Annotated in this window: 8 protein-coding genes; 4 read left to right on the top strand and 4 right to left on the bottom strand. The window is 43.9% G+C overall.

Annotation, left to right across the window (positions count from 1 at the left end; translation table 11 throughout):
* Positions 1–2 precede the first annotated feature (2 nt).
* On the top strand, positions 3–2,054 hold the full coding sequence (locus tag D104_RS19395; protein WP_024022270.1) for a methyl-accepting chemotaxis protein: 2,052 nt from the start codon (positions 3–5) through the stop codon (positions 2,052–2,054).
* Between the two features lie 123 nt (positions 2,055–2,177).
* On the opposite strand, the gene yegD is transcribed toward D104_RS19395, so the two are convergent.
* Complete coding sequence (gene yegD / locus D104_RS19390) at positions 2,178–3,542, bottom strand: molecular chaperone (RefSeq protein WP_024022269.1); 1,365 nt, start codon at positions 3,540–3,542, stop codon at positions 2,178–2,180.
* A gap of 192 nt (positions 3,543–3,734) precedes the next feature.
* On the opposite strand from yegD, the gene D104_RS19385 reads away from it, so the two are divergent.
* Positions 3,735–5,645: a methyl-accepting chemotaxis protein gene (locus tag D104_RS19385; protein WP_024022268.1), complete on the top strand. Its 1,911-nt coding sequence runs from the start codon at positions 3,735–3,737 to the stop codon at positions 5,643–5,645.
* Between the two features lie 73 nt (positions 5,646–5,718).
* Here the strand turns inward: D104_RS19385 and D104_RS19380 are convergent, their stop codons facing one another.
* Positions 5,719–6,306, bottom strand: a complete 588-nt coding sequence (locus tag D104_RS19380) for an NnrU family protein (protein ID WP_024022267.1) — start codon at positions 6,304–6,306, stop codon at positions 5,719–5,721.
* A 320-nt stretch (positions 6,307–6,626) separates the two neighbouring features.
* Here D104_RS19380 and nspC point away from each other — a divergent pair, with 320 nt between their 5' ends.
* Entirely contained in the window at positions 6,627–7,724 is a 1,098-nt protein-coding gene (gene nspC / locus D104_RS19375; RefSeq protein ID WP_024022266.1) for a carboxynorspermidine decarboxylase, read from the top strand.
* 40 nt (positions 7,725–7,764) lie between these two features.
* Entirely contained in the window at positions 7,765–9,003 is a 1,239-nt protein-coding gene (locus D104_RS19370; protein ID WP_024022265.1) for a saccharopine dehydrogenase family protein, read from the top strand.
* A gap of 102 nt (positions 9,004–9,105) precedes the next feature.
* On the opposite strand, the gene D104_RS19365 is transcribed toward D104_RS19370, so the two are convergent.
* The gene (locus D104_RS19365; protein ID WP_160168771.1) at positions 9,106–11,148 is read right to left on the bottom strand and encodes an EAL domain-containing protein; all 2,043 of its coding nucleotides are present in this window, start codon (positions 11,146–11,148) and stop codon (positions 9,106–9,108) included.
* Between the two features lie 233 nt (positions 11,149–11,381).
* On the bottom strand, positions 11,382–12,599 hold the full coding sequence (locus tag D104_RS19360) for a sirohydrochlorin chelatase (RefSeq protein ID WP_024022263.1): 1,218 nt from the start codon (positions 12,597–12,599) through the stop codon (positions 11,382–11,384).
* Positions 12,600–12,647: the final 48 nt, after the last annotated feature.

Below are 12,647 nucleotides of genomic sequence, written 5' to 3'. Positions count from 1 at the left end.
TGATGATTCAACGTTTAAAAGCCATACCCATTACCCAACAATTAGCATTTTCGGTCTTTATCGTTTCCATAATCTGTTTCAGTGCCCTTAGCTGGCTAGCCTCGAACAAATCCCATGATGGTTTTATGAAAAGCATCGAACATGAACTTCAAACCAGTGCGGGACAAGGCGATATGTTGCTTGATTTTTATAATGAAAATCTTGAAAGCAGCACCGACAGATTGGCCGATATTTTCTTCACGCTATTCCCTAATGGCATCACAGTCAGCGATTCAGACAGCGTAAAAATTGGCGAATACAACAGTCCACTGGCCAGTAACTCAGGCGAAACCATTAACTTGAACTTTAGTAAACCCGATCAGTTCACCAGCATGACAGGCGGTACTGCAACGGTTTTTATTCGTTACGGTGATGACTTCCTTCGCATTAGTACTTCGTTGAAAAAAGCCAATGGCGACCGCGCTTACGGCACCCTTTTAGGCAAAAGCCATCCGGGTTACCAGAAGCTCATTAAAGGCGAAATTTACGCAGGGCCAGCGTCTTTGTTTGGGCGTAATTACATGACCAAATACGTTCCTTTCAAAGACTCAAAAGGCAAAGTCATTGGTATTCTGTATGTCGGTTTTAACTACACCGAAGGTTTGAAAAACCTAGAAAAACAGATCAATGACCTCTCCTTTGGAAAAACGGGGAAGGCCATGGTCGTCAACCTTAATGAAGGGAAAGACTTCGGCAAAATCGTTATCGACTCAAACAACAAAGGCAAGCTATTTACAGAGCTTGGTTTTGATGACGCTGAGAAAAACTTACAATTAATGAAGAGCCAAAACAGCGGTACCTTTATTACTGAACAGACGATTAATGGCACATCTCAGAAAAAAATCATGGCATTTAGCCGTGCCGATCGCTGGAACTGGGCCATGGTCACTGGCGGGCCGATTGATGAATTCACCGTGGTGGCGGACTCTGTTCGCAATAGCTTAATCATCATTTCTATTATCTGCGCTATTATTCTTGTCTCCCTTATTGCCTTTATTACCAAAGGTATTTTGGCGCCTTTAAAACGTGCAGGACAAGACTTACAAGAGTTAGGAAACGGCAACCTTTCTACTAGCCTGTTTGAACACCCACAAAACAACCAAACGCAAAGCAGAAATGAAATCGACATTCTGTTTAGACATGGTCGCAACACCATTACACAATTAAGATCGATGCAAATGGAAGTTCGAACGTGCATGGAATCACTCACAAACTCCAGCCTGCAAGTACAAAAAAATGCGTCATTAGCTTCGGACGGCATGGCCAAACAACAGCTTGAAACAGATTTGGTGGCCACTGCAATGGGACAAATGGTCATTGCCGTCGAAAACGTTTCCCAAAATGTTACCGAAACCACCAGCGAAACGAAAAAAGCCGACGAAGAAACCAGAACCGGTACTCAAGTCGTTAATAACGTGGCGACTGACATGCAAAGTTTAGCCAGTGTCATTGGTAAAGCGTCTATTGTGATGCAGGAAGTGGAAACCGAAAGCGTCAATATTGGTTCGGTTCTGGATGTGATTCGAAGCATTGCCGAGCAAACTAATCTACTGGCGTTGAACGCGGCCATTGAAGCGGCGCGAGCAGGCGAACAAGGTCGAGGATTCGCGGTTGTTGCCGATGAAGTACGAACCTTAGCCACTCGTACACAAGACGCAACGGCAGAAATCGAAGGCATGATTGGCCAACTGCAAAAATTGTCTAAGAGCGCATCGATCGAAGTCATCAATGGACGTGATCAAGCCGCAGGCAACGCAGAAAAAGCCATGGAAGCGAGTAAAGGATTAATGAAAGTGACGGAGTCCGTGAGCTTAATCAATTCCATGTCGATCAATATTGCCAGCTCGATTACGGAGCAATCCGCTGTCGCGTCTAGCGTTAATGAAAACATCAGCAACATTCGTAACGTATCGAATGAAACCGCGAATGGTGTCAAAGAGATGATGGCGACAACCCAAACACTTTCGGAAGTTTTGATTAAACTCAAATCGTCGATTGATCGCTTTTCAATGTAATTACCTTTATATGAAAGGGGCTTTCGAGCACAAAAAAAGCGAGTTGACCTAGGTCGACTCGCTTTTTTATATTGCGGGCCTTCTTATGAAACGTGCTCAAATAGGCTTATCTAAAATACAGAATCATCTAAAAATACGTTCAGACCACACGGTCAACCCTGCCGCGACGCTGCCAAAGTGATCGCCATCCAACACAGGGACATCGCCGATGCGTCGTTGAATTGCATCGCGAATCACTGGCGATTTCGCTGAACCACCTGTCATATAGATTAAGTCTGGTTTTTCGCCTGCTTGCTTGATCGCGCTTTCCATTAGGTTCAACATTTTTTCTAATGGCGAAGCAATGGATTTAGTCAACTCATCACGCGTGATAGTGGCTCCTAACCCTGCTTCGATGTATTCCAATGACGCTGAATATTGCAAAGCATCAGACAAACCAATTTTGGCCTCTTCTGCGCTGCGCACTATATGATAATTGTGCTTTTCTTCTCGCATCCGCAAAAAACGCTCAATCAATTTCGGTTCGGCCGCATCCAAGCGCATTTGGTGGATGTGATTCTTAGTTTCTAAACTATTGAACGTGGCAATAGCCGACACATCGTTTGTGGTAATGGCATTCCAATACATTTGTGTTGGCATTGGCAGGCCTGTTTTCAACAGCGAGTCCATACCAAATAGTGGCATTAAATGTTTACCTGCGATTTGAATGTCTAAGTCGTTACCACCAATTCGTTCACCGGTATGCGCTAAAAAATCGTTACGACGATCGTCCTTTTTCACATAATCTGGCCCCATGCGAACCATGGCACAGTCTGTTGTACCACCACCAATATCGACAACCAACACCGTTTTATTTTCGGTCATTGCCACTTCAAAATCCAAACCCGCCGCGATCGGTTCATAAAGGAATTCGATTTCTTTAAAGCCCGCACGTTTACCGGCGGTGGTTAGAATATCTAAAGCTTGGCGGTTACTGACTTCTGCATCGATGCCTTGAAAGTTCACCGGGCGACCAATTACAGTGTGAGTAATCTCTGCGCCTAAGGTTTTTTCCGCTCGCTGCTTGATGTTTTGCATCATGACAGTAACGACGTCTTCAAAAAAATGGATATGCTCTGCGCGTAACCCTGCGCCGCCTAGAAAAGATTTAGGCGATTTTACGAAGTAGCCTTCTTCAGGCCATTGAAAATATTCCTCAAATGCCGCTCGACCAAAAAACAAGGTTTGGTCATCGTCTGCGATGTCTTCTTCATAACGCGCGCGTTTGGCGCGTGCTAATGCATTTTGACGAAGTTCAGCAAAGGCTTGGCGAGACTGAATGCTTTGAATGTTTCTGCCAACGGCTTCCGTAATCAAATCGCGATCTAAGGCGTATAAAGTGGAAGGTAAAAACGTATGGTTTCCTTCTAACGCGACCAAATTCACAGCCGAATCTTGCACGATGCCTAATGCACAATTGGATGTTCCGTAATCAAATCCACAAATCATCTATTTCTTACCTGTCATCGCTCGTAAAAGGGTCGCGGACGATAACAGAAAGCCTAAAAAGTATCAAAACTATCCGATGTCGAAAAACTAATAGAAAGTGAACGCTAAATAGTACAAAATCGCCGCGAAAATACAGACCAGTCAAACACACTCAGTAGAATTGCACTTTTCAGAATACGAAGGAGAAAACGGATGCACTTTTCGTTACAGACAAAGATCACCCTCCAATCCATTATCGTGGCCATTATTATTGCCATTGGGGTTGGTGGTGTGTCTTTTTATGCGTTTAAAACCGACAGCGATGCTCGCATAAAGTCAGAAGCACGCTCTCAAGCCAGCGCTATATCCACGTACATCAGCAGTTGGTCCGATGATCGCATTAGTACCATGCACGCCGTACGAGATAAAATTGAAGCGTCTTTAAAAGCCAATCCAGAAGCCAGTGAAAAAGACATCTTAAATATCCTGCAACAAGCGCAAGCCAGCTTGCAGTTTGGTATGACATTCTTAGGCCTAGAAAATGGCGCGATGTATCGTCACGATCCATCACTCAACAGCGCAGGTTATGACCCAAGAAAACGTGGTTGGTATATCGACGCCAAAGCCAAAAACAAAGCGTATGTCACTGCACCTTATATTTCGTCGTCCACCAAAAAGCTCTCTATGACCTTTGTTGAGCCTATTACCATCAATGGTCGATTCATTGGTGCAATTGGTGGCTTGGTGTTCTTAGACAGCATGATCGATACCATCATTGCCATGAATGTCGCAGGTGACGGTTACAGCACCTTGTTTGATGGCAACGGAAAAATCATTGCGCACCCAGATACCAAACGTATTTTGAAAGACGCGTCGGAGTTGTCCCCTGTCCTAAATGGACGTTTTTTCGCCGATATCCGCAACCAAGCACAATTTACCGAGCTTAAATTGCACGACAAAGACATCCTGATGTACGCCAGTAACATAAAAGGCAGCCCATGGGTTCTCGGTCTAATGATGGACAAGCAGGTATTAAACGCGCCGCTCGTTAACCTCAGTACCAACATTGTCATCGCCGTATTTGTACTGCTTTCCATTGCGATCTTAATCGTGGTTCAAGTCACGCGCTTCTTATTGAAAGATTTACGCCGCGTATCCGATAGCATGGCGCAAATAGCAAAAGGCGATGGCGATCTGACCCAACGCTTAACCGCGACGTCTAACGATGAAATCGCGCTTCTAGTTGGTAACTTCAACCAGTTTGTGGCCTTGCTACACGGTACCATTTCGCACCTTAAAGAGATCGGCCATGATTTATCAGGCCAAGCCAACGCCGCTCATGATTCATCACAAAACAGTGCGCTTAAATTAGAAGAGCAGCAGCACAATATCGCAATGGTGGCGACCGCGATCCATCAGATGGCGCAGGCAACACAAGAAATTGCTACCAACGCCACCAACACAGCGATCAATGCAGACGAAACCGTGGCCGCCAGCAACCTTGGTCAGTCTCAAGTCATTAAAAGCCAAGAAAGCATTCGCACCTTGGCCGCTGATATCCAAGGCGTTGCCGACGTAATAAACGATTTAAGTAAAAATGCCGATGGCATCAATACGATCTTGACGACCATTTCAGCCATCGCCGAGCAAACCAACTTACTTGCGTTGAACGCGGCGATAGAAGCAGCCCGCGCTGGTGAACAAGGTCGAGGCTTTGCCGTCGTCGCCGATGAAGTGCGAGTGCTGTCTCAGCGCACGTATAGCTCAATTGAAGAAATTCAAAAAATGATTGAGTCATTGCAGAAGATCACCAAAGACGCCGTTGTCAAAATCCAGCTTAGCCATACCAGAGCGAATGACAGCGTAGAAGACGTGAATCAGGCGAAGATCAGCTTAGATACGATTCAGCAATCTGTCACGACGATCAATGATCGTGCGGCGCAAATTGCGACCGCAACGGAAGAACAAACCAGCGTAACCGCCGAAGTGAATCAGAATACAGCAGACATTCAGCAAGGTTCTACTGAACTGGTTACACTTGCGGCTGAAAGTGCCTCTCGTGCGGAAGAACTTAAGTCATTAGCGGATGATTTAACGAAAAACATCAACAACTTTAGAACCTAATCACTCGGTTCATCCAAAAAAAACGCCCTGTCAGATTTCTAACAGGGCGTTTTTTTTATGTGCTTAACATCCATTAGACCAGTGGAGAAACACCGATAATCGCTTGATGCAAATAGAAAACAATCGTGAACCAAGACATCATGGCAAACACGAAAGCGATTAAATTAGCCGGCACGCTAGAATCTTCAGATTGCTCATACACCACACCTGCCAATCGATCACGACGACGGTACACAGCAAAGCTCACAATAGACCACACTAAAAAGCTGCCAAATATCATCACATCGGCCACGGTGCCATTACTGATTAAGTGAGCAAATGCCCAAATTTTCACCCCAATTAACATTGGGTAACCCATTTTATTTTTCATGGTGGAATTTTTGACTAACGCCGAACCAACAAAGAACAGCGCTACCAGCACAAGTAAACCCGCTAAATGACGCGTCCAAACCGGTGGAAACCACAACCAAATAGGTTCAACGCGCATTTGCATATAGCCCATAACAATGAATGCCGTCGACATCAACGTAAGCAAGCCAAAACGCATTTTCCAACGCATTTCTCCGTGCTCTTTCATACTGGATTCACGCCATTGCGGCGCAACCAAACGTACGGAATGCAAACAAAAGAAAATCACCAAACCTATTACTAAAATCAACATACTAAGATGTTCCTTATACTCTTCAAAAATCTATTAATGGCGAAAGTATGCACCTTAAAACGCCGAATAAAATCAATCGTAGCGGATTATAGAGCAGAATTAGCCAAGAGGTTACCCTATTCTCTCTTACGCAAATGTGAAATCACCAATGAATCCCCCATGAGGAGGACAAACCAAGCCGCTAAAAATCCTACGTTAATAAAAGGAAGCGTAAAAATTGTCGAAATGGTCAAGAAGGATATTTAAATACCTATTTTAAGCTAGAAAACACACCCGCCTTTGCACTAGAATACTCCGTTTTGACTAACGGGCAGGTTGCCATGATCAAGACTCCATATTACCTCATTGATAAAGCCGCTCTTCTGAAGAATTTAGAGAAGATCGCTTACGTGCGCCAACAGTCCGGAGCCAAGTCTTTATTGGCGCTTAAATGCTTTGCAACCTGGTCTGTATTCGACCTCATGCAAGAGTACATGGATGGCACCACGTCTTCTTCTTTATACGAAGTTAAACTGGGCAAAACCAAGTTTCAAGGCGAAACGCATGCCTACAGCGTGGCGTATTCAGACGATGAAATTGACGAAGTCTTGGCCCATTCCGACAAAATTATTTTTAATTCCATCGGTCAATTTAATCGCTTTAAAACGGCCAGTGAAAACAAAACTCGCGGTTTGCGGGTGAACCCTCAAGTCAGCACGTCTGAATTTTTGATTGCCGATCCAGCAAGGCCTTTTAGCCGTCTTGGCGAATGGGATCCTGAAAAAATCGAAACGGTCATTGGCGACATCTCAGGGTTCATGTTCCACAACAACTGCGAGAACGACGACTTCGAACGCTTTGATGAAATGTTAACGCTTATCGAAGCACGCTTCGGACATTTGATTCAGCAAGTAAGCTGGGTCAGCCTTGGTGGCGGGATTCATTTTACAGGTGACAACTACCCTATCGATCAATTTTGCCAACGCCTAAAAGCCTTTGCTGAAAAATACGACATTCAAGTCTATTTAGAACCTGGCGAAGCGTCGATTACCAAAAGCACCACACTTGAAGTCACCGTATTAGACACTTTGTTTAACGGCAAGAATTTAGCCGTGGTCGACAGTTCCATTGAAGCGCACATGCTAGACCTGCTGATCTATCGTGAAAATGCTAAAATGGCCCCTTGCGATGGAGAACACGAATACATGATTTGCGGAAAATCCTGCTTAGCGGGCGATATTTTCGGCGAATTTAAATTTGAAAAAACACTGCAAGTGGGTGATCGGTTGTCTTTCCAAGACGCCGCTGGTTACACCATGGTGAAAAAGAACTGGTTCAACGGTGTGAAAATGCCGTCCATTGCCATACGTCAATTAGATGGAAGCATCGAACTTGTCAGAGAATTTGATTACAACGATTTTGAGCAGAATCTTTCCTAACTGCCTAGACTTAGACTAAAACTTTGGAGACAGCGTTACTATGAAACAAAATGTGCTTATTATTGGCGGCGGAGGCGTGGCTCGTGTTGTAGCCCACAAATGTGCCCAACACAATGACACACTGGGCAATATCGCAATTGCTTCGCGCAGCGTTACGAAATGCGACGATATTGTATCCAGTGTACTCGACAAAGGTAGCATGAAGGTAGAGGGCCGCATTCAAGCATTCGCCCTTGACGCACTTGATGTTGCTGCAACGGTCAAATTGATTAACGATACTGAATCTCAGATCGTCATCAACGTAGGTTCTGCCTTCATCAACATGTCTGTATTAGAAGCCTGCATAGAAACTGGCGCGGCTTATCTCGACACGGCAATCCACGAAGACCCAGCAAAAATTTGTGAAACACCACCTTGGTATGCAAACTACGAATGGAAACGCCGCGAATTATGTAAAGACAAAGGCGTGACCGCTATTCTTGGCGTAGGTTTTGATCCAGGTGTCGTAAACGCGTACGCCGCACTTGCTTACAATGATTATTTCGACACTGTCAGCGACATCGACATTATCGACATCAATGCCGGTAGTCACGGTAAATACTTCGCAACCAACTTTGACCCAGAGATCAATTTCCGTGAATTTACCGGTCGCGTTTACTCTTGGCAAAATCGTGCGTGGCAAGAAAATAAAATGTTCGAAGTGAGCCGAACAGATGACTTACCAGTCGTTGGTAAACAAACCGCTTATATGACTGGCCACGATGAAGTTCATTCTATTTCTCAAAATCTAGACGTGCCAAACGTGCGTTTCTGGATGGGCTTTGGCGAACATTACATCAATGTTTTCACTGTGCTAAAAAGCCTAGGTTTGCTTTCTGAGCAGCCAGTAAAAACCGCGGAAGGCTTAGAAGTTATTCCTTTGAAAGTCGTTAAAGCGGTACTGCCTGACCCATCTTCCCTTGCACCAGATTACACTGGCAAGACGTGTATTGGCGATGTGGTGAAAGGCATCAAAGATGGCAAAGAGAAAGAAGTCTTTATCTACAACGTAGCGGATCACAAAGACGCGTACAACGAAGTGGGAAGCCAAGGTATTTCTTATACCGCTGGTGTGCCGCCTGTTGCTGCCGCGATTCTGGTTGCCAATGGCACTTGGGACGCAAAAGAAATGCGCAATGTTGAGCAGCTTGATCCAAAACCTTTCTTAGGTTTGCTAAACGACATGGGTCTGCCAACTCGTATTAAAGACGAAGACGGCGACCGCCCTTTCACGCTTTAACACGTTAAAGTCGATATAAAAACCACATCGAATGATCGATCGTGGTTTTTTTTTGTTTAACACAATGGGCCGCGACTCTCTCGATCAGATCGACAGTCTTCACTATAAAAGGTGAATGTCACCATCCGCTTTCGATTGATCTGTTATACTTTTTTCCGTCATTAAGTAGATATCAGACAACTTAATGGGTTTTGAAAAATAATACCCCTGAAAAAAGTCACACCCTTTGCTTACTAATAATTCATAGGTTTCAATGTCTTCAACACCTTCTGCAACCACTTTGTAGTTATAAGCATCAGCAATGGATATTAACGAATTCACGATGGCATCATAACCTTTATTGTTTTTCATCCCACCAATAAAGTCTCTGTCTATTTTTATTTCATCGACTGGAAAATTAACCAATTGCTGGAACGAGGTATAACCCGTTCCGAAATCATCGAGCGATACCTTACAACCCATTGCCCTAAAGTCATCGATGGTTTTAACGCAGACCGTGTCGATGTCTAATAGGAAGGTTTCGGTAATTTCTAAACACAGACGATTAAAGTCAAACTCCGCACGATTAACCATTCGTTTAAAGTGTGAAACAAACGACGTATCCAGCAATTCCTTTGAAGACAAATTGATCGATAACGTAAAGTCGCTAGGGAAGTTGAATTGAGAAAAGTCTCGGAGAGCCATATCAATCACCATAAGATCAATGTCTCGAACCAAGCCCGTTTCTTCTGCAATGGATATATAAACTTCAGGAGAGATGTCTTTTAGACCTTGTAAGCGGCATCGTAGTAACGCCTCAACCCCTATCATTTTATTCGCCGATGCACTGTAAATCGGCATATACAAAAGATAAAAATCTCTTCTTTTTAACGCCAGTTTAATTTGCTTCTCTAAAAATGTCTTTTGCTCAGCCTGCTGGCTTACTTCCCGACTGTAAAATTGCAATCGAGTTTTATTACGAAGAATGGACTGAATCGAGATGTCTGTACGGTCTAAAACAAACTGACTGTCTTTAGGCGACTTCTCTTCCAAACTCACGCCTACCTTTACATCCAGTCGCAGTTCGCCCAAGCCGGAAACATTGATTGGAGACAACATGGCGCCAATAAAAATTTCTTCTTGCTCAATGGATAAAGGGCCACCATAACGAACAAAGATCAGTTCATTGTTATTTAAACGAGCGGTTATGGAAAAATAATTTTTATTTAGTCCCGCGTTTTTTACGACAACTTGCTTTAGTAAATAATTGGCCATTAACAGGCCAAAATGGCGCACTAAGCTGTTCCAGTTTATGACTCGTACTCGATAAAAGGTCGCTTTTTTGTTGGCTACTTTTTTATATTTTTCTTCAAAACCAATCATATTTAATAGATTAGAATCAGGATCGTAGTAAGCCTGACCTCGCATTTTATTAAACGTTTCAAGCTTTAATAGAAAATAAAAAGCCATCGAAAAGACAGAAAATAACAACCAGGAATACAGCAGGACTTTGTACAAGACCGCATCTGAAACAACACGACCGACAAGCTCTAATTTAGACAAGGTGATCGTGTAACGGCCTTCATCTAAAATTGGCATGTCGTTGATGAAAAACTCTATGCTCGCGACCGAACTCATATCCACATAGGAAAGATTAAACGGTATGTTGTTCATATCTTCCCACCAGGTTTCTACTTTGAATCGGGACAATGGAACGACCATATCGCCGTTGCTTTTAATGCGTACGGCATGGAATTTGAAGGCTTTTATTTCTTCTAATTCATCGGTTTCTGTCCCTAAAATATTTTTGACAAAAACTCGAATCCGATGATTGTAAGCGTCATTGCTTGAGTGGCTTTCGATATTGAAGTTCAAAGAATCATAGCGATCGAGGGGAAAACCTTTACCTTGCTTTTGAGGTAAAACAAACACCAAACCACAAATGTCATTCTTGTAGTTTGTCACAATATTGCACTCAACCGATGCAAGATGTTCTTCATCAGAAAAGAATATATCTCTTCCTGACGCATGAAAGCCTTCCACCAACTCTCTTTTAACGTCCAGTAGATCTACTTTATCGACATTGTATTCCGATTTTAAAAATACAATCGCTAACGCACTGAAAAAAAACAACACTAGAAAAAGTGATTTGAATATCCTATTCAATGTAAGGATTTCCCTAAAAAAAGACATAAGAGTAAGACTACCAATTTAAAAAAATAAAGCGCTATACCGTATAGCAAATTCGTAACGGATACAAAAAAGCCAGCAAATTGGGCTGGCTATGTTGTATCGGTCAATATTCGCGTTCAGAGTTAGCCCTTGCATTAGAAGCTAAATAATCACCAGAATCCAGCCCGTCGAGCCAAGAGTTACGCATTCAACAAAAAACGCATTGTTTATTTTCGATGAGCAAAGGCGGTTTTTGTGCAATCCCCTTCGATCTTCGATTTTTCTTCTTCTAAAATCTCATCGGTAAACTGCCCCATGAAACAACAACAAATGCCTTCGCCAATCATGGTTCTTGGCCCCATTGGGTGACCAATATGCTTGTAAACACCATGACTATGCCCATGGGAATGGTCATGCGAGTGCCCATGTGCATGATTGTGGCTGTGAGAATGCCCATGATCATGTGCATGCGGTTTCAAAACGGAAGAGTGAGAAGCATCGCCTGTCGACACGACCGCGTGTTTGAGGTCAAAGTCAGACAATCCTTGCGTATCGTCTTGTGGATCAACAAATTCCGCATGATGATGATGTACATCCACTTCGCCCGCCGCCAGACGACGCTTGAACGAACTCATCAGGGTTTCTTCGCCCGTTTGCAATTCGCCCTGCATGATCTCTTCTACACGGTGCTGAAAGGCATCGATCACACGTGGGTGATCGCTCAAATACGGCGTTTGAATAAACTCAATCGTAGGATTCGCTTGTGCGACTTTATCGACATAACCTTGAATACGCTTAATCAATCGGCCCGTGAATAAGAAATACGGCGCAACAACAATGCGCTTGTACCCCAACTTCATGAGGTTTTCTAATCCCACGCCCACCGACGGATAAGTCACGCCAGAATACACGGTATCCGACCACCCAAAACCCATGTTTTCACTAACGATACGCGTCAATTTTGCGGCTTCGGCATTGGCCGATGTGTCCGACGTACCACGACCGACGACAACCAACAGCGTGTCATAGAGGTTTTCTGGTGGGTTAGCAGGATCAAGTCCAAGCGATTCGTAGATGCGCGCTTGAAAAGCATCGATCATGTCGTCCTGCAAACCTAACTCTCGGCCATACGTAATGTGTAAGCCTGAGTTTTTTTCTTCGTACGTGGTCAGCACAGAAGGAATGTCATTTTTAGCGTGGGTTGCCGCGAACAGCATACCAGGAACCGCGTAGATTTCTTCCACACCTTGGCTCAATAAACTGTTTAAGCCCATGTGTATATTAGGGGCCGAAAATTCTAGAAAACCATATTCAACAGGCAGTTCAGGAAAACGCTCTTTTAACCCTTTCGCCACTAAACCAAACTCACGCTCTGCGTCTTTGTCACGGCTTCCGTGACCACAAATCATAATGCCCTGTTTTTTGGCTGCTTTTGTATTGCTCATTGTTTCTCTCTTTTTGTCGACTCTGACTGTCGTCCGTCATTCACTAAA

This window comes from Marinomonas profundimaris, from assembly GCF_000508165.1.
Taxonomy (GTDB): Bacteria; Pseudomonadota; Gammaproteobacteria; order Pseudomonadales; family Marinomonadaceae; genus Marinomonas; species Marinomonas profundimaris.
This window is presented reverse-complemented; position numbering and strand designations above follow the sequence as displayed.

Bases quoted from the DNA above. Each gene is read 5' to 3' on its own strand.
- D104_RS19395 (WP_024022270.1), top strand. From the start codon at position 3: ATGATTCAACGTTTAAAAGCCATACCCATTACCCAACAATTAGCATTT.
- yegD (WP_024022269.1), bottom strand. From the start codon at position 3,542: ATGATTTGTGGATTTGATTACGGAACATCCAATTGTGCATTAGGCATC.
- D104_RS19385 (WP_024022268.1), top strand. From the start codon at position 3,735: ATGCACTTTTCGTTACAGACAAAGATCACCCTCCAATCCATTATCGTG.
- D104_RS19380 (WP_024022267.1), bottom strand. From the start codon at position 6,306: ATGTTGATTTTAGTAATAGGTTTGGTGATTTTCTTTTGTTTGCATTCC.
- nspC (WP_024022266.1), top strand. From the start codon at position 6,627: ATGATCAAGACTCCATATTACCTCATTGATAAAGCCGCTCTTCTGAAG.
- D104_RS19370 (WP_024022265.1), top strand. From the start codon at position 7,765: ATGAAACAAAATGTGCTTATTATTGGCGGCGGAGGCGTGGCTCGTGTT.
- D104_RS19360 (WP_024022263.1), bottom strand. From the start codon at position 12,599: ATGAGCAATACAAAAGCAGCCAAAAAACAGGGCATTATGATTTGTGGT.